This is a genomic window from Janthinobacterium sp. NFX145 (genome assembly GCF_049810325.1).
Classification (GTDB): Bacteria; Pseudomonadota; Gammaproteobacteria; order Burkholderiales; family Burkholderiaceae_D; genus Janthinobacterium; species Janthinobacterium rivuli.
In genome coordinates, this window is sequence record NZ_CP187360.1 from 822,350 (window position 1) to 839,200 (window position 16,851).

At 61.4% G+C, this 16,851-nt stretch carries 15 protein-coding genes; 8 read left to right on the forward strand and 7 right to left on the reverse strand.

The genetic code is table 11. The annotated features are described in order from the left end of the window. The first annotated feature begins 107 nt into the window (after positions 1–107). Positions 108–1,106, forward strand: a complete 999-nt coding sequence (locus ACPJXG_RS03600; RefSeq protein WP_425253430.1) for an ABC transporter substrate-binding protein — start codon at positions 108–110, stop codon at positions 1,104–1,106. Positions 1,107–1,173: 67 nt separating this feature from the next. Here ACPJXG_RS03600 and ACPJXG_RS03605 read toward each other — a convergent pair whose 3' ends face one another. Beyond that, positions 1,174–1,713, reverse strand: coding sequence for a hypothetical protein (locus ACPJXG_RS03605; RefSeq protein ID WP_425253431.1), 540 nt, complete (start codon positions 1,711–1,713; stop codon positions 1,174–1,176). A 326-nt stretch (positions 1,714–2,039) separates the two neighbouring features. On the opposite strand from ACPJXG_RS03605, the gene ACPJXG_RS03610 reads away from it, so the two are divergent. From ACPJXG_RS03610 to ACPJXG_RS03635, 6 genes are all read left to right on the forward strand, one after another. Further along, positions 2,040–2,843 (forward strand): cytochrome C assembly family protein, encoded by an 804-nt coding sequence (locus ACPJXG_RS03610; protein ID WP_046684240.1) that lies wholly within the window; start codon positions 2,040–2,042, stop codon positions 2,841–2,843. Further along, complete coding sequence (locus tag ACPJXG_RS03615; RefSeq protein WP_035822137.1) at positions 2,840–3,100, forward strand: PP0621 family protein; 261 nt, start codon at positions 2,840–2,842, stop codon at positions 3,098–3,100. The genes ACPJXG_RS03610 and ACPJXG_RS03615 overlap by 4 nt, the downstream gene beginning before the upstream one ends. A 120-nt stretch (positions 3,101–3,220) precedes the next feature. Further along, positions 3,221–4,306 carry a sigma 54-interacting transcriptional regulator gene (locus tag ACPJXG_RS03620; RefSeq protein WP_425253432.1) on the forward strand — a complete coding sequence of 362 codons (1,086 nt, stop codon included), beginning with the start codon at positions 3,221–3,223 and terminating at the stop codon, positions 4,304–4,306. Continuing rightward, positions 4,284–4,895 carry a 1,6-anhydro-N-acetylmuramyl-L-alanine amidase AmpD gene (ampD, locus tag ACPJXG_RS03625; protein ID WP_425254710.1) on the forward strand — a complete coding sequence of 204 codons (612 nt, stop codon included), beginning with the start codon at positions 4,284–4,286 and terminating at the stop codon, positions 4,893–4,895. The genes ACPJXG_RS03620 and ampD overlap by 23 nt, the downstream gene beginning before the upstream one ends. Positions 4,896–5,287: 392 nt before the next feature. After that, positions 5,288–8,251, forward strand: a complete 2,964-nt coding sequence (locus ACPJXG_RS03630; RefSeq protein WP_099401603.1) for a ribonucleoside-diphosphate reductase subunit alpha — start codon at positions 5,288–5,290, stop codon at positions 8,249–8,251. A 118-nt stretch (positions 8,252–8,369) separates the two neighbouring features. Continuing rightward, positions 8,370–9,521, forward strand: a complete 1,152-nt coding sequence (locus ACPJXG_RS03635; protein ID WP_099401602.1) for a ribonucleotide-diphosphate reductase subunit beta — start codon at positions 8,370–8,372, stop codon at positions 9,519–9,521. A 719-nt stretch (positions 9,522–10,240) separates the two neighbouring features. Here ACPJXG_RS03635 and ACPJXG_RS03640 read toward each other — a convergent pair. Together ACPJXG_RS03640 and ACPJXG_RS03645 are read right to left on the reverse strand one after the other, a co-directional pair. After that, complete coding sequence (locus tag ACPJXG_RS03640) at positions 10,241–10,900, reverse strand: hypothetical protein (RefSeq protein ID WP_425253433.1); 660 nt, start codon at positions 10,898–10,900, stop codon at positions 10,241–10,243. Then, positions 10,834–11,364, reverse strand: coding sequence for a hypothetical protein (locus ACPJXG_RS03645; RefSeq protein WP_425253434.1), 531 nt, complete (start codon positions 11,362–11,364; stop codon positions 10,834–10,836). Before ACPJXG_RS03645 ends, ACPJXG_RS03640 begins: the two co-directional genes overlap by 67 nt. Positions 11,365–11,617: 253 nt before the next feature. Between ACPJXG_RS03645 and ACPJXG_RS03650 the strand changes: the two genes are divergently transcribed. Further along, positions 11,618–12,151, forward strand: a complete 534-nt coding sequence (locus ACPJXG_RS03650; RefSeq protein ID WP_035822131.1) for a YggT family protein — start codon at positions 11,618–11,620, stop codon at positions 12,149–12,151. A gap of 119 nt (positions 12,152–12,270) precedes the next feature. Here ACPJXG_RS03650 and ACPJXG_RS03655 read toward each other — a convergent pair whose 3' ends face one another. Genes ACPJXG_RS03655 through accC form a run of 4 tightly spaced genes read right to left on the reverse strand, consistent with a single transcriptional unit; the run spans position 12,271 to position 16,842 of the window. Further along, positions 12,271–13,209, reverse strand: a complete 939-nt coding sequence (locus ACPJXG_RS03655; RefSeq protein ID WP_225242594.1) for a carbohydrate kinase family protein — start codon at positions 13,207–13,209, stop codon at positions 12,271–12,273. Between the two features lie 11 nt (positions 13,210–13,220). After that, complete coding sequence (locus ACPJXG_RS03660; RefSeq protein ID WP_425253435.1) at positions 13,221–14,477, reverse strand: DUF3426 domain-containing protein; 1,257 nt, start codon at positions 14,475–14,477, stop codon at positions 13,221–13,223. 8 nt (positions 14,478–14,485) lie between these two features. Beyond that, positions 14,486–15,430 (reverse strand): 50S ribosomal protein L11 methyltransferase, encoded by a 945-nt coding sequence (gene prmA / locus ACPJXG_RS03665; RefSeq protein WP_176387395.1) that lies wholly within the window; start codon positions 15,428–15,430, stop codon positions 14,486–14,488. After that, the gene (accC, locus tag ACPJXG_RS03670; RefSeq protein ID WP_034746622.1) at positions 15,427–16,842 is read right to left on the reverse strand and encodes an acetyl-CoA carboxylase biotin carboxylase subunit; all 1,416 of its coding nucleotides are present in this window, start codon (positions 16,840–16,842) and stop codon (positions 15,427–15,429) included. Before accC ends, prmA begins: the two co-directional genes overlap by 4 nt. Positions 16,843–16,851: the final 9 nt, after the last annotated feature.

Consider the following 16,851-nt stretch of genomic DNA (forward strand, 5'->3'; position numbering starts at 1 on the left):
GCAAAAAAATGTTGCCCTGGCTCCAACACGCGGTACTATCTCCTGATAATAAAAGCAGTGTTTCGCGTGCCCTTGCGGGCACACACCAACCACCACAGGAGAACCCGATGCAGAAAAAATCAACCTTGAACAAAGTGAGCTTGAAGAGCGGTATCGCCGCCGCCCTCGTGCTGGCCTTCGGCATGGGCGCCGTGCAGGCGCAGGAGGTCGTGCGCCTGGGTAATTTGAAATTCGCCCATTACGGCGCCGTGTCGTACATCAAGGAAATCGCGCCCAAGTGCGGCATCAAGGTCGAAGAGCATATCTTCGCCAAGGGCCTCGACGTGATGCAGGCGATTATCGCGGGCGAGTTGGACGTGGGGGCGACGGCGTCCGAGGCGGCCATTTCCGGCCGCGCCGGCGGTGCCCCGATTTACGTGGTGGCCGGTTTTGCCAAGGGCGGCGCGCGCCTGGTCGCGGGTGCGGGGCAAAAAATTACCAGTGTCAAGGAACTCAAGGGCAAGCGCGTGGGCGTGACGCGCGGCGGCATCCAGGAAGTGTTGCTGCTGGCCGAGCTGTCGCAAGCGGGCCTGACGTATTCCGAAACCAAGGGCAAGGATGTGCAACTGGTGTTCCTCGCCTACGCCGACTTGAACCAGGCGCTGATGGGCAAGAATATCGACGCCATGATGCAGTCGGAGCCGCAATCGTCGCAGGCCATCAACAAGGGCTTCGGCACCGAAGTCATCAAGCCGTACGACACGCCGATCGGCGAACCCGTGCGGACCATGGTGATGACGGAAAAGTTCTACAAGGAACGCCGTCCCGTGGCGGAAAAATTCATGCGCTGCTTCGTCGAAGCCACCAAGACCTTTATCGACAACAAGGCGACGGCGGAAAAGTATGTGCGTGAAGTGGTGTTCCGCGGCCAGATCACGAAGGATGACTTCGACGACGCGATCAGCAATTCGCCGTATTCATATGACATCTCGCCCGAGCATATCCAGATCACCACCGACGTGATGGTGAAAACGGGCGTGGGCCGCATGACGAAGCCGCCCGTGGCCAAGGACTGGGTCAAGACGGACTTGCTGGAACAGGCGAAAAAGAGCCTGAACGTGAAGTAAATCAGGCAGCCATGAAAAAACCTCCGGACCAGCGATGGCGCGGAGGTTTTTTGATGGAGGAGTGGCCTTAGCGGGCGTTAAAACCCATCCAGCCCTTCTCGGTCTGGCGGAAGCTCAGCGTGTAGATGCGGGTCAGCTCATCGCCTTTCTTCAACTGGCGGTTGATGATGGCGCCGTAATTGTCTTGCACGATCTGGTCAGACCACTGCAGCAGGTTCTCGAAACGCTCGGCCGTCATCGCCGCCTGGCGGGCCCGCAGGGGCGCGGGGATCGCTTTCTTTTCCTGCTGCTGTACCCAGAATTCGCGGAAAACCTTGTTTTCGCCGCCCATGCCGCGCGCCATCAGGCCCAGGCCCATGGTCATGCCCACGGAGCCATCCGTCTTCGCCTCCGCCTCGAGCTTGTTGGCCACGTCGGCCAGCAATTCCAGGTAGCCAACCTTGGCGCGCAGCACGGCCGAGCCCTTGATTTCGTACTGTTCGTTTTCTTTCCAGCCATTCAGCTTTTCCAGCTTCGCGATGTCGAAGTATTCCTTGTACAGGTCATAGCTCTGGATGGACGTACGGAAGTATTCCTCGTACGTGGATTGGGAAGGCGCGTCTTTCATGCAGCCGCTTAATAGAGTGCAGGCAGCCAGCAGGAGGCAGGTCCAGGACAATTTTCGAAAAGACATGGCGAGGGGCGGTGGCGTAAGGGTGGATAAATATTGCTATGTGGACATAATTATAGGACTGGCTCATAGGGATGGCAACGTGGCTGCGGCGCGGCGACCGTGCGCCGCAGGAAAGATTGCCGAAATCTTGAGGGTGCGCCACCCCGTCATGCCTCAGGCGCGATATCATGGCAGGCTTGCGGCATTGGATGGCGGCGTCGTGCCTGTCACCCGGGCTGTCGCCTGAATCGCGCTTGCCGGCTATGGTGTAAACTTAAACTATGCAGATCTATTTCTTTTTCATCGCCGCCCTGTTGTACGCGGCGTGCGCGGTACTTCCTTCTTCCCGTGCCCGGCTCATTGCCGGCCTGACCGGCGTCGCCTGGCTGGCGCACGCCGCCACCCTGTGGTTCGACCTGATGGCGCCGGGCACCTTGCGCTTCGGTTTTTCCGCCATGCTGTCGGCCGCGCTGTGGGTCTCGGTGGGCGCCTACTGGATAGAGAACCGCAATTTCAGCCTGGACGGACTGCGCCGCATGGTCATGCCCAGCGCCGTCCTCGCCATTGGCCTGGCCTGGGCCTTTCCGGGCAGCCAGGTCAGCATGGAAGGCAAGTCGGCCGTCTTCGGCTGGCATATTGCCGTCGCCGTGCTCGCCTACAGCACCCTGACGATTGCCGCCTTTCACGCCGTGCTGATGGCGCTGCAGGAATCGCGTTTGCATACGCGCAGCGAAAGCCGCGGCTTCATCGGCACGGCGCTGGACCAGCTGCCGGCCCTGCTGACGATGGAAAAGCTGCTGTTCCGCATGATCGGCCTGGGTTTTATTTTGCTCAGCCTGACCGTGCTGTCGGGCATCGTATTTTCCGAACAACTGTTTGGCAAGGCCCTGAACTGGGATCATAAATCCGTGTTTACCATGCTGTCGTGGCTGCTGTTTGCCTCGCTGCTGGCAGGCCGGCGCTTTCGCGGCTGGCGCGGCAAGACGGCCCTGAGCTTTACCCTGGCCGGTTTCGCCACCTTGCTGCTGGCCTATGTCGGCAGCCGTTTTGTACTGGAAGTGGTTTTACACCGAGGATTCGCATGACACGTGTTTTATTCTGGCTGGCGCTGGTGTTCCTGGTGCTGTTTGCTATCCGCAGCAAGATCCGTGGCATGCAGCAGCGGGCCCGCGCGCAGCAGCAACAGCAGCCCAATCCGTATGCGTCGCCCGCGCGGCCGCAGGAATTGCCGGATGCCGAGCTGATGCTGTGCTGCGCCCATTGCGGCGTGTATTACCCGGCCTCGGAAAATGTGCAGGCCAAGGGCCACGATTACTGCAGCCACGCGCACGCCACGGTGTAAGGGCAGGCCGGCAGGTTTGCGCGCGTTGCTCAGCCGTATCGTAACGTCGTCCGGCATCCGTCCGGCGTAGCATCTGCATGAGGCGGTTCGTCGCCGCCATTGCGGAAAGGCGCGCTCCCCATGTCAAGTCCAAGCCCCCGTCCCAGTCCCAGCCAGCTTCCTGTCGCCGGCATGCCGCCGGCGCCGCAACTGAGCGGCAACTCGCTGCCCATGCAGGCGCTGCGCGCGCAGATCGGCCGCATCGCCCGCTGCGGCGCGCCGGTGGCCATCCGTGGCGAATCGGGCACGGGCAAGGAACTGGCGGCGCGCGCCATCCATGCCCAAGGCGCGCGTGCCAGCTTCCCGTTTATCGCCGTCAACTGCGGCGCCATTCCCGAAGCGCTGATGGAAGCGGAATTCTTCGGCTGCCGCCCGGGCGCCTATACGGGCGCGCTGCACGAGCGCCAGGGCTTGTTTCAGGCGGCCCACGGCGGCAGCTTGCTGCTTGACGAAGTCGACGACCTGCCGCTGGCCATGCAGGTAAAACTGCTGCGCGTGCTGCAGGAGCGCCGCGTGCGCAAGCTGGGCGGCAGTAGCGACGAAGCCATCGACGTGCGCATCCTGTGCGCCAGCCAGCATGGCCTGGCGCGCGGCGTGGCCGCTGGCACGTTTCGCCAGGACCTGTTTTACCGCCTGCATGTGATCGAGCTGGCGCTGCCGCCGCTGCGCGAGCGGCGCGGCGATCTGCAGGTATTATGTGAGGTGATCCTCGCGCGCCTGTCGCCACGCCGGACCGTGAGTCTGGCGCCGCCGGTGCTGGCGGCCCTGGCCGCGTATGCGTTTCCCGGCAATGTGCGCGAACTGGAAAACGTGCTGGAGCGGGCGCTGGCCTTTGCCGACGGCGGCGTGATCGCGCTTGACGGGCTGGCCTTGCCGACCGAGGCGGGCGGCATGCCCTTGCGGGCGGCGCCGGCACCGCCGGCCTTGCCGGAACGGCAACTGTGCCTGCCCGGCATGGCGGCGCATGGCTTGGCCCCGGCCTTGCCGCTGGACGTGTATTTGCGCCAGGCCGAGCGCGACATGATCGTGCTGGCGCTGGTGCAGGCGCGCTACCACCGGGCGCGGGCGGCGCGCCAGCTGGGCCTGAGCGTGCGCCAGTTGCGTTACCGCATGCAGAAATTGACGATACAGGAAAGCCTACTTGATGCGCGCATGGACGATAGATGAAGACGGCTGGTGCGACGGCGCGCTGCGCTACGACTCGCCATACCACGACGCGCGCCCGGACGGTGCGCAAGTCGATTTGCTGGTGATCCATAACATCAGTTTGCCGGGCGGCCACTTCGGCGGGCCGCATGTGTCGGACTTGTTTACGGGCCGGGTAGATTATAATGCCGATCCTTCTTTCGCCGACCTGCGTGGCTTGCAGGTGTCGGCGCACTTTTTTGTGCGGCGCGATGGTGCGCTGCTGCAATATGTTTCTGCTGATCAACGTGCCTGGCATGCGGGCGCTTCCACCTTCGAAGGACGCCCGCAGTGCAATGGCTATTCCATCGGTATCGAAATGGAAGGCGCGGACGATGTACCCTTCCAGCGGCGGCAATACCATGTGCTGGCGGCGTTGACGGCGGCGCTGGTGGCGCGCTACGGCTTGTCGCAGGTGCGCGGCCACGAGCATATCGCGCCGGGGAGGAAGACGGATCCGGGGCCATTTTTCGACTGGTCTTTTTACCAAGAGTGCTGGCTGGAAACCTTGCGCGGGCAGCCTGCGTTAGCGCTTACTTCGCGGGGATTGGGCTTTCCATCCATACCCTGAAAAGTCAACCGAAATCGTATATGAAAATACAAAAAATTACGCCGACGGATGCCGGAAAACTATTGCATCGCCCTTCGATGGGCACTACAATTAGTGCAGAAGTTGGACGTAAAGACTATATGTAGTGCCATCACAGACGTTTTCAGAATTATTGTCAAAGCTACCCGGATTGCTGATAAAGCACTGGAACTGGCGGTTCACCACCCTTGATCGTGTTTCGCGCCAGCCGGGCAGTGCGGTGTGGCGAGATGGATTCTGACACTGTTTTATGCATTATGAATTTACTATTTAGCAACAAATACCTGAAGAAACCCTGACCATCGGGCGTTCTATTCAACAACACACGCGGCAGCAAAACTGCAGGCTGACTTTAGCTGACAACGGGAGCTTCAATGCAATCACCACAAGATATTTCCATCCATCCAACGCCAGTATCGCCAGCGCCAGGCGCGGCCAACAGCGTGGCGAGCACGGGCGCGGCATTGGGCGACTATCGCATCATCCGCCGCAACGGCGCGGTGGTGGCATTTGAGCCTTCGAAGATCGCCATCGCCATGACCAAGGCGTTTTTGGCCGTTAACGGCGGCCAGGGTGCAGCCTCGGCACGCATCCGCGAACTGGTGGAACAGCTGACCGACGGCGTCGTCGCCGCGCTGGTGCGCCGCCATCCGGGCGGCGGCACCTTCCATATCGAAGACGTGCAAGACCAGGTGGAACTGTCGCTGATGCGTTCGGGCGAGCACGACGTGGCGCGTGCCTACGTGCTGTACCGCGCCAAGCACATGGAAGAGCGCCGCCTGCAGAAGGAAGCGCTGGGCGCTTCCGCGCAAGTGACCGCGCCCCAGCTGAACGTCACCGACAACGGCGTGCGCCGCCTGCTGGACATGCAGGAAGTGCGCGACCTGATCAACGCCGCCTGCGCCGGCCTGGAAAAGCACGTCGATGCCGACGCCATCCTGGCGGAAACGGTGAAAAACCTGTACGACGGCGTGCCCGTCGAAGAGCTGCACAAATCGGCCATCCTGGCGGCGCGCGCGCTGATGGAAAAAGACCCGGCCTACAGTCAGGTCACGGCCCGCATCCTGCTGCACACGGTGCGCAAGGAAGTGTTCGGCAAGGAAGTGCCGCAAGCGGCCGCTGCCGCCGAATACCTGACGTATTTCCCGCAATACATCGCCAAGGGTATCGCCGCCGAGCTGCTGAACCCGGTACTCGCCAGTTTCGACCTGGAGCGCCTGGCCAAAGCCATCGTGGCCGACCGCGACTTGCAGTTCGGCTACATCGGCCTGCAAACCCTGTACGACCGCTACTTCCTGCACATCCAGGACGTGCGCATCGAAATGCCGCAGGCGTTCTACATGCGCGTGGCCATGGGCCTGGCGCTGAACGAAGCGGACCGCGAAGCGCGCGCCATCGAGTTCTACAGCCTGCTGTCCTCGTTCGACTTCATGAGCTCGACCCCGACCCTGTTCAACTCGGGCACCCTGCGCTCGCAGCTGTCGTCGTGCTACCTGAGCACCGTCTCGGATGACCTGGAAGGCATCTACGACGCCATCAAGGACAACGCATTGCTGGCCAAGTTCGCCGGCGGCCTGGGCAACGACTGGACGCCAGTGCGCGCCCTGGGCGCCCACATCAAGGGCACCAACGGCAAGTCGCAAGGCGTGGTGCCGTTCCTGAAAGTGGTCAACGACACGGCCGTGGCAGTCAACCAGGGCGGCAAGCGCAAGGGCGCCGTCTGCGCCTACCTGGAAACCTGGCACATGGACATCGAGGAATTCCTCGACCTGCGCAAGAACACGGGCGACGACCGCCGCCGCACGCATGACATGAACACGGCGAACTGGATTCCCGACATGTTCATGAAGCGCGTCATGGAAAAAGGCGACTGGACCCTGTTCTCGCCATCGGACACGCCAGACCTGCACGACAAGGTCGGCAAGGCCTTTGAGCAGGCTTACCTGGGCTACGAAGCCAAGGCCGCCGCCGGCGAAATCCGCGTCTTCAAAAAGATCGCCGCGCTGGACCTGTGGCGCAAGATGCTGTCGATGCTGTTTGAAACGGGCCACCCATGGATCACGTTCAAGGATCCTTGCAACATCCGCAGCCCGCAGTCGCACGTCGGCGTCGTCCACAGCTCGAACCTGTGCACGGAAATCACGCTGAACACGGGCCCTGACGAAATCGCCGTCTGCAACCTCGGTTCCGTCAACATGCCGGCGCACATGAAGGAAGGCAAGCTCGATCACGTCAAGCTGGCCAAGACCGTGCGCACCGCCATGCGCATGCTCGACAACGTCATCGACATCAATTACTACGCCGTCGAGAAGGCGCGCAATTCGAACATGCGCCACCGTCCGGTCGGCATGGGCGTGATGGGCTTCCAGGACTGCCTGCACATGATGCGCATCCCGTTCGCCTCGGACGCCGCCGTGTCGTTCGCCGACACCTCGATGGAAGCCGTCTGCTACTACGCCTACCTGGCGTCGACGGAACTGGCCGAAGAGCGTGGCCGCTATGAATCGTATGCCGGTTCGCTGTGGGACCGCGGCATCCTGCCGCAAGACTCGGTCAAACTGCTGGCCGAAGAACGCGGCGGCTACCTGGAAGTCGATTCCTCGTCGGCCATGGACTGGACCCCGGTGCGCGAACGCATCGCCAAGTTCGGCATGCGCAACTCGAACTGCGTGGCGATCGCCCCGACGGCGACGATCTCGAACATCATCGGCGTGTCGGCCTGTATCGAGCCGACGTTCCAGAACCTGTACGTGAAATCGAACCTGTCGGGCGAATTCACCGAGATCAACGGCTACCTGGTGCGCGACCTGAAGGCGCGCGACCTGTGGGATGAAGTCATGATCTCCGACCTGAAGTACTTCGACGGCTCGCTGGTGAAGATCGACCGCATCCCGCAAGACCTGCGCGACATCTACGCCACCGCCTTTGAAGTGTCGCCAAGCTGGCTGGTGGAAGCGGCTTCGCGTCGCCAGAAGTGGATCGACCAGGCCCAGTCGCTGAACATCTACATGGCTGGCGCATCGGGCAAGAAACTCGACGAGACCTACAAGCTGGCATGGCTGCGTGGCCTGAAAACCACCTACTACCTGCGTACCATCGCCGCTACCCACATGGAGAAATCGACCTCCAAGACAGGCGCCCTGAACGCCGTGGCAGTCGATGGCGGCATGTCGGCCAGCGCCCAAAGTGCACAAACCAGCGCCCAGGCAGCCGTCGTGGCGGCAGCAGCGGTGGCCGTGGCGCCAGTGACGGCAGCGGCAGCGGACGACGCCGATGGCGAAGCCTGCTACCTGCGTCCGGGTGATGACGGTTTCGAAGAATGCGAAGCCTGCCAGTAAGATTTTAGTTGTCAGCCCAGTACTTCTGGGCTGATTCAATGTTGTCAATGTCCGCATTGTCCGATTCAACGGGCCTGTTGCGGATCGCCGGCTCGCCGGCATGGAAAGGAAGAAGAATATGTCGTTGTCATGGGATGATGAAACCACGTCGGCAGCTGTGCCGCGTTCGGCGCAGCAAGCGCCACTGGGTAATACCGAATTGAACCTGCCGGCAGGTGCCGAGCCGTCCGAAGCGAACGCCGAGCAAGTGGCGCGCCGCGTGAATGCCGACGACAAGCGCATCATCAACGGCAAGACGGACGTCAACCAGCTGGTGCCGTTCAAGTACAAATGGGCGTGGGACAAATACCTGGCCGGTTGCGCCAACCACTGGATGCCGCAGGAAGTGAACATGCAGCGCGATATCGAGCTGTGGAAAAACCCGAACGGCCTGACGGACGACGAGCGCCGCCTGGTCAAGCGCAACCTGGGCTTCTTCGTGACGGCCGACTCGCTGGCCGCCAACAACATCGTGCTGGGCACCTACCGCCACATCACGGCGCCCGAGTGCCGCCAGTACCTGCTGCGCCAGGCGTTCGAGGAAGCGATCCATACGCACGCCTACCAGTACATCGTCGAATCGCTGGGCCTGGACGAAGGCGAGATCTTCAACGCCTATAACGAAGTCAAGTCGATCCGCGACAAGGATGAATTCCTGATCCCGTTCATCAACACGCTGACCGACCCGGCGTTCGTCACCGGCACGGTGGAAAACGACCAGAAGCTGTTGAAATCCCTGATCGTGTTTGCCTGCCTGATGGAAGGCCTGTTCTTCTACGTCGGCTTCACGCAGATCCTGGCGCTGGGCCGCCAGAACAAGATGATGGGCGCGGCCGAGCAGTATCAGTACATCCTGCGCGACGAATCGATGCACTGCAACTTCGGCATCGACTTGATCAACACGATCAAGATGGAAAACCCGCAGCTGTGGACGGCCGAATTCCGCGAAGAGATTAAAGTGTTGTTCATGCAGGCCGTGGAACTGGAATACGCATACGCGGAAGACACCATGCCGCGCGGCGTGCTGGGTCTGAACGCGCCGATGTTCAAGGGCTATTTGCGCTTCATCGCCAACCGCCGCGCGCAGCAGATCGGCATCGAGCCGCTGTTCGCCCAGGAAGAAAATCCATTCCCGTGGATGAGCGAAATGATCGACATGAAGAAGGAACGCAACTTCTTCGAGACGCGCGTGACCGAGTATCAAACGGGTGGTGCGCTGAACTGGGAGTAAACCTTTTTCAGTCAACGACAAGAAGCGCCGTCATCGTGACGGCGCTTTTTTTTCGCGTGCATGGCGGCAGAAAAATGCGTCCATCATCGGGTCATGCGACGACGCTTGCGCCACGATTTTCGGCTGCCGCGAATGGCCGCATCACGAACCCAAAAAATCATTTCCGGAGACGCTGGCGGCGGCATTTGCCGCGCGATTGTGCGATAGCACGCGTATCGTGCAAAAAAGCGGGCGAAAACGTGTCGTGCCGGTTGCGCATTGACAAGGTTTTCGTGTACTTTATGAGATTGCAAATGCGAGCGTTAGAATGCGGGGTTTTTTAACCAGCGCGGTAGCGAAAAAACCTCGCAAAACAGGGATACAGATTTACACGGATATGCACAAAACCACACCGTTTTCGTCTGCCGCCGTGCCCGAATTTTTTCAGGCATGGCGGTTTTTTATTTGACGCATCGGTGTTGTGGCGAGCGCGATGCGAGGAGCGAAAAAACGCACGGCATCGAAAACGAATGACCGAATTCAGACTTTGCCACCAGCTGCGAGATAAAGCAGGGTGGCACCGACGATGGCTGAAGTGCTGCAAACGTGAGGAGTTGCAGCAGTTCAGCTGGTGCCGAATTCATTAGCGCAAACGACCGTTTGTGCCGATGAATAATTCGCCTGGCCTATCCCTGTGGTGGGTCGGACGGGTTTAAATCTTGTAGCTTAAATTTCTCATCTCAGATGAAGGAGAGACAAATGGCAACAGCCGCTAAGAAATCAGAAGTAAAGAAACCAGCCGCCAAGGCTGCTCCTGCCGCGAAGAAGCCGGCAGCCGCAGCGAAGACGGTTGCCGCTAAACCAGTCGCTAAACCAGCTGCCAAGGCCGCAGCGAAACCAGCAGCAAAACCAGCAGCAAAACCAGCCGCCAAAGCAGCAGCCAAGCCTGCGGCAAAAGTGGCTGCCAAGCCAGTAGCGAAAGCCGCAGCGAAACCAGCGGCCAAGGCAGCAGCGAAACCGGCAGCCAAGCCAGCAGCGAAAGCCGCAGCGAAACCTGCCGCCAAGGCAGCAGCCAAGCCTGCCGCGAAAAAAGCCGCAGCCAAACCGGCCGCCAAGCCAGCAGCAAAAGCCGCAGCAAAACCAGCGGCCAAAGCAGCAGCGAAGCCAGCAGCAAAAGCTGCAGCCAAGCCAGCAGTGAAAAAAGCCGCAGCGAAACCTGCAGCCAAGGCAGCAGCGAAACCGGCCGCCAAGGCAGCAGTCAAGCCAGCAGCGAAAAAAGCCGCAGCAAAACCAGCAGCCAAGCCGGCCGCCAAAGCAGCAGCCAAGCCAGCAGCTAAGCCAGCAGCAAAAGCTGCAGCCAAGCCAGCAGTGAAAAAAGCCGCAGCGAAACCTGCAGCCAAGGCAGCAGCGAAACCGGCCGCCAAAGCAGCTGCCAAGCCAGCAGCGAAAAAAGTCGTCGCCAAGCCAGCAGCAAAAGCTGCAGCGAAGCCAGCCGCAAAAGCGGCAGCCAAGCCAGCCACCAAGGTAGCAGCGAAGCCAGCCGCAAAAGCAGCAGCCAAGCCAGCCGCCAAGGTAGCAGCGAAGCCGGCAGCAAAGGCAGCAGCCAAGCCGGCAGCCAAGGCAGCAGCGAAGCCAGCAGCCAAGCCGGCAGCCAAAGCAGCAGCGAAACCTGCCGCCAAGGTTGCAGCAAAACCTGCAGCCAAGCCAGCGGCCAAGGTAGTAGCGAAGCCAGCAGCAAAAGCTGCAGCCAAGCCAGCCGCCAAGCCAGCAGCGAAAGCAGCAGCGAAACCTGCCGCCAAGCCAGCCGCAGCGCCAGTCGTGGCAGCCGCACCAGCAGCAGCGCCGGCAGCAGCTCCAGCGGCACCAGCCGCCGTGGCAGCCAAGCCAGCCGCCAAGAAGGCCGCGCCTAAAAAGGCCGCACCGAAGAAGGCAGCTCCTGTCGCCAAGCCATCGGCGCCTATCGCACCTGTAGCAAAAACCGTGTTGGCACCGGCTGCAGCCTGGCCATTCCCAACCAGCACCCGCCCATCGTAATTCCTGCGATACGGGTGCCTGGATGAGGCAACACGCCGCTGTGTGACTCAATCACACAGCGGTTTTTTTTTGGAGAATTAGTCGTGCTGATCGTTATCCTTACATTGATCGTTGATACCATCGCTACCTTGCTGGGCGGCGTGTTGCTGCTGCGCTTCTGGATGCAGGCGGTGCGCGTGCGGCCGCCCTCGTCGGTGGCGCAATTCACGTTTCAATTGTCCGACTGGCTGGTGCGCCCCCTGCGCCGCGTGGTGCCGGGCGTGGGCGGGTACGACTGGGCCAGCCTGATCGGCGCCTTCCTGATCGTTCTGCTGGCCAGCTCGGTGCTGTTTATTACCGGCGCTCCCGTCGAAGTGGTGCTGCTCAAGTCGCTGCAACGCTTCCTGCAATGGATACTGTACGGTTTCATGGCCTTGCTGATCATCGAAGCCATCTTCAGCTGGGTTAACCCGCATGCGCCGCTGGCGCCGTTTGTACGGGCCCTGAACGAGCCGCTGCTGCGTCCGATCCGCAAGGTGGTGCCGCTGGTCGGCAGCCTGGATTTATCTTTGCTGGTGGCTTTGATCCTGCTGCAGATTGCGCAAGTGCTGGTGGGGATGATTATTGTGCTGCGATGATGGTGATGTGGTGGCGTAGGTCGGGTTAGCGTAGCGTAACCCGACGTTACCCGCCATGCCAATGATGTTGTCGGATTACGCGTGGCTGCGCCCCGCTAATCCGACCTACGAGCTACATATTAATAGCGGTAAGCAAACGCCGCTTCGAACTGATCGGCGATGCTTTCAGGCGTAAACACATGGTTTTGCGCGCCCTGGGTGGCGATCTTGATGGCGCCCAGCAGGCTGGCCAGGCGGCCGCTGGTTTCCCAGCCCAGGTCGTTGGTGATGCCGAACAGCAAGCCGGCACGGTAGGCGTCGCCGCAACCGGTCGGGTCCAGCACTTCCTTGGCGGTCACGACAGGAATGTCGATGCGCTTGCCGTCCGTATAGATTTCCGATCCTTTTTCGCCACGCGTGACGATCAGCGCTTCCAGGCGGCTGGCGATGTCCGCCAGGGTCAGGCCCGTGCGTTCCATCAACATTTCCATTTCATAATCGTTGGCCGACACATACGTGGCTTTGTTGATGAAGTCGATCAGCTGTTCGCCATTGAAACGTGGCAACTGCTGGCCCGGATCGAACATGAAGGGGATGCCCAGTTCGGCCAGGTCGGCGGCGTGCTTGAGCATGCCCTGGTCGCCGTCCGGCGAAATGATGGCGACCTTGGCCGGGCCCGCATTGGCGATCGGGTTTTCATGCGCAAACGACATGGCGCCCGGGTGGAAGGCATTGATCTGGTTGTTGTCCGCGTCGGCCGTGACGAAGCACTGCGCGTTGTAGCTGTCGGCCTTGATCAGGATGTTGGCGGTGGAAATGCCCAGCTTTTGCAGGCGCTCCAGGTAGGCGGCGCTGTCTTGCCCCATGACGCCGACGATGCGCGGGTCGCCGCCCAGCATTTTCAGGCTGTAGGCGATGTTGCCCGAGCAGCCGCCGAACTCGGTGCGCATGGTAGGTACGAGGAAGGAGACGTTCACCTTGTGCAACTGGTCGGCCAGCAGGGATTCGCCGAAGCGGCCAGGGAATTGCATGATGGTGTCGGTGGCAAGCGAGCCGCAGATCAGCGATGTTTTGGTCATGATAGTGTCGGTTAAGGGTAAAAGATGGCGATATGGTAGCCAGACGCCGTGAGCTGGTCTAATGCAAAGTACAGTTTGATGGTTTGTTCCGAGCGCGGCGCAAAGCCCTTGCTCACGTCGATCGTGGCCGGCAGGTAGTCGCGCGGCGCGATCACGCGGCGCAAGACGGGCTTGTCGTTGGCGTCGTTGAGGATCAGTTCAATGCTGGGCCAGGCTTGCACGCTGCGGCTCTGGTTGCGCAGCAGCGAGACATAGGAAAAGGTGTGCTCCTTGATGGTCTGCAACTCGCCTTGCTCGATGGCCAGCGCCTCGATCTGCGCCGGCAAGTCGACCTGGCAGCCACTGAGCTTGCACAGCGTGACCAGGGTCGGCTTCCACTGCGGAAATTGCGCCGCCAGCGGATTGCGGAAGGTGGTCATTACTTGCAGGAACAACAAAAGCAGCAGCACCACGGAGCCTGCGGCCATGGCGACGCGCAGGGCCTTGCCGCTCTGTTCGCGGCGCCGGCCCAGGGTCACAAAGGCAGGCTCGTCGTCGGCTGGCGGCTGGACGGGGACTTGCTGCTCTTCGGCTGCTTCCGGCGCGATGGGGGCGGCGGGCAGCGGCGTAAAGGAATGGTCGGCCAGCGTCGGTTCCCGGCGTGCGGGCGCAGGCTTGTCCAGGCTGACTTTTTCGGCCGCGGGCAGCGCCGGTGCGGCGCCAGTTTCCAGATTCGGTTCGCGGCGGCTATCGCGCAAATACGTGGCGAAGGCGGGCGCGTCATCGACCTGGCGGCGCTTGAAGGGCGCCATCGGCTGGGGCAACGGTGGTTCGGGCAGTGCTTCCGGTGCTTCTACCGGTGTTGCTTCAGGTTCAGGTCTATCGAGCGGTATGTCGAGCGGTGCGGCGGCCGGTACCTCTTCGGGCAGGGCCACGTCGAGGTCCAGTTCGATGTGCTCGCCATCGTCTTCATCGTCCTTGAGCTGCGCCGTTTCCGGCAGGATGCCGAACGGGTCGAACGAGGTGTCGAAGTCGAGGGAATAAATGGGTTCGTCGTCCGTGGCGGACGGCAGGCTGGCGTCAAGCGGATAATCGGTCGGCAGCGGGGCGGCAGTGCCGGGAGCGGAGGTTAAAAACGGCGATGCCGCGGCTGGATCGACCAGCGCGGCATTGCCGTCAAACACTTCCCTGCACGTGCCACAGCGCACGATGCCCCCACGTAACTTCAACTGGTCAGCAGCGACCCGAAATATCGTGTTGCAATGGGGGCATTTGGTGGCGAGGGCCATTGCTGTGCTTATGCACCTTCCGCGCGGGGCGCAGGCGCTTGCGTGCTGCCCAGGCGGCCATGCAGGGCCACCCAGCCGTCTTGCTCGGCCCACACACCCAGTTGGATGAACGGAGCGTAGGCAGCGGCCACTTCTTCCGCCTGGCGTGCCAGCACGCCGGACAGGATCAGCGCGCCGCCGTCGGCGACACGGCCCGACAGCATCGGCGCCATCAGCTTCAATGGGCTCGACAGGATGTTGGCGACGACGATGTCAAACTTGGCCGTGGCGTGTGCCGAGGTGGCAAACGTGTCTGGCAAGAAATATTCGATGTCGCACTGGTTGCGTTCGGCATTGTCGCGCGCCGATTCGATCGCCTGCGGGTCGATGTCGACGCCGGCCACCGTTTGCGCGCCGAGCTTCTTGGCCACCATGGCCAGGATGCCGGAACCGCAACCGTAGTCGAGTACGGTCTTGCCTGGAGCGGGGTTCGCTTCCAGCCATTCCATGCACAAACGCGTGGTCGGATGGCTGCCCGTGCCGAAGGCCAGGCCCGGGTCCAGTTCCAGGATCAGGCCGTCAGGGTCCGGTGCCTCGTGCCAGCTGGGCACAACCCAGATATTCTTGCCGATGTGAATCGGGGCGAATTGCGACTGCGTCAGGCGCACCCAGTCCTGCTCTTCCACAGGACGCATGGTAAAGGCAGGCACTTCCGTCATGCCGACCGCCTGGGCGGCGGCGGCCACGATGGCGGCCTGGTCGGCGTCGACGTCGGTCAGCGCCACCACGCGGCTGCGTTCCCACGCCGCTTCCTTCGGTTCCATGCCGGGCTCGCCAAACAGGGGCTGCTCGGCATCCGTGCCTTCATCGGCGTCTTCCACCGACACCGACAGGGCGCCCGCTTCCATCAACGCGTCGGACATGGCCTCGGCGTTGTCACGGGCGATTTCGATGACGATTTCCGTCCAGCTCATGCGCCCGCCTTGATTTCGGACTTCTTGGCGATGCTGGGGCTGCCGCCATTCAGGTTCTTGCCCAGATCCGGCATGTCGGCCAGTTTCTGTTCCAGATAGTGAATGTTGGTGCCGCCTTCGATGAAGCGCGCGTCGATCATCAGTTCGCGGTGCAGGGCGATGTTCGTGTTGATGCCTTCGACCACCATTTCGGACAGGGCGATCTGCATGCGGCGGATCGCTTGCTCGCGCGTGGCGCCGTAAGCGATCACTTTGCCGATCATCGAGTCGTAGTGCGGCGGCACGTAGTAGCCGGCGTAGGCGTGCGAATCGACGCGGATGCCAGGGCCACCCGGTGCATGCCACGACACGATCTTGCCTGGCGATGGCGTGAACTTGAATGGATCTTCAGCGTTGATGCGGCACTCGATGGCGTGGCCAGACAGCAAGACGTCGCGCTGGCGGAAACGCAGTTTTTCGCCGGCGGCGATGCGGATCTGCTCTTGCACGATGTCGATGCCGGTGATCATCTCGGTGACGGGATGCTCCACTTGCACGCGGGTATTCATTTCAATGAAATAGAACTCGCCGTTTTCGTACAGGAATTCAAACGTGCCGGCGCCGCGGTAGCCGATCTTGCGGCAAGCTTCGGCGCAACGGTCGCCAATTTTCTCGATCAGTTTGCGCGGGATGCCCGGCGCTGGTGCTTCTTCGATCACTTTCTGGTGGCGGCGCTGCATGGAGCAGTCGCGCTCGCCCAGCCAGACGGCGTTCTTGTGTTCGTCGGCGAGGATCTGGATTTCCACGTGGCGTGGATTTTCCAGGTACTTCTCCATATACACTTCAGGGTTGCCGAAAGCCGTGCCGGCTTCCGTCTTGGTCATCGCCACGGCGTTGATCAGGGCTGCTTCCGTGTGCACCACGCGCATGCCGCGTCCGCCACCGCCACCGGCGGCCTTGATGATGACCGGGTAGCCGATCTTGCGGGCAATTTGCACGATCGCTTTCGGATCGTCCGGCAACGCGCCTTCCGAGCCGGGTACGCACGGTACGCCAGCCTTGATCATGGTTTGCTTGGCCGACACTTTGTCGCCCATCAAACGGATCGATTCGGAGCGGGGGCCGATGAAGACGAAGCCCGATTTCTCGACGCGTTCGGCAAAGTCGGCATTTTCCGACAGGAAGCCATAGCCTGGGTGAATCGCTTGCGCATCCGTCACTTCAGCGGCGCTGATGATGGCGGGCATGTTCAGGTAGCTCAGGGACGACTGTGCCGGGCCGATACAAACGGATTCGTCGGCCAGCTTGACGTATTTCGCGTCCTTGTCGGCTTCGGAGTGGACTACAACCGTTTTAATGCCCATTTCGCGGCAGGCGCGCTGAATACGGAGGGCAATTTCACCACGGTTGGCAATCAGGATTTTTTCAAACATGGTAGGTTC

Bases quoted from the DNA above. Each gene is read 5' to 3' on its own strand.
- ACPJXG_RS03620 (WP_425253432.1), top strand. From the start codon at position 3,221: ATGTCAAGTCCAAGCCCCCGTCCCAGTCCCAGCCAGCTTCCTGTCGCC.
- ACPJXG_RS03630 (WP_099401603.1), top strand. From the start codon at position 5,288: ATGCAATCACCACAAGATATTTCCATCCATCCAACGCCAGTATCGCCA.
- ACPJXG_RS03600 (WP_425253430.1), top strand. From the start codon at position 108: ATGCAGAAAAAATCAACCTTGAACAAAGTGAGCTTGAAGAGCGGTATC.
- ACPJXG_RS03605 (WP_425253431.1), bottom strand. From the start codon at position 1,713: ATGAAAGACGCGCCTTCCCAATCCACGTACGAGGAATACTTCCGTACG.
- ACPJXG_RS03660 (WP_425253435.1), bottom strand. From the start codon at position 14,477: ATGGCCCTCGCCACCAAATGCCCCCATTGCAACACGATATTTCGGGTC.
- ACPJXG_RS03635 (WP_099401602.1), top strand. From the start codon at position 8,370: ATGTCGTTGTCATGGGATGATGAAACCACGTCGGCAGCTGTGCCGCGT.
- ACPJXG_RS03655 (WP_225242594.1), bottom strand. From the start codon at position 13,209: ATGACCAAAACATCGCTGATCTGCGGCTCGCTTGCCACCGACACCATC.
- ACPJXG_RS03615 (WP_035822137.1), top strand. From the start codon at position 2,840: ATGACACGTGTTTTATTCTGGCTGGCGCTGGTGTTCCTGGTGCTGTTT.
- accC (WP_034746622.1), bottom strand. From the start codon at position 16,842: ATGTTTGAAAAAATCCTGATTGCCAACCGTGGTGAAATTGCCCTCCGT.
- prmA (WP_176387395.1), bottom strand. From the start codon at position 15,430: ATGAGCTGGACGGAAATCGTCATCGAAATCGCCCGTGACAACGCCGAG.
- ampD (WP_425254710.1), top strand. From the start codon at position 4,284: ATGCGCGCATGGACGATAGATGAAGACGGCTGGTGCGACGGCGCGCTG.
- ACPJXG_RS03610 (WP_046684240.1), top strand. From the start codon at position 2,040: ATGCAGATCTATTTCTTTTTCATCGCCGCCCTGTTGTACGCGGCGTGC.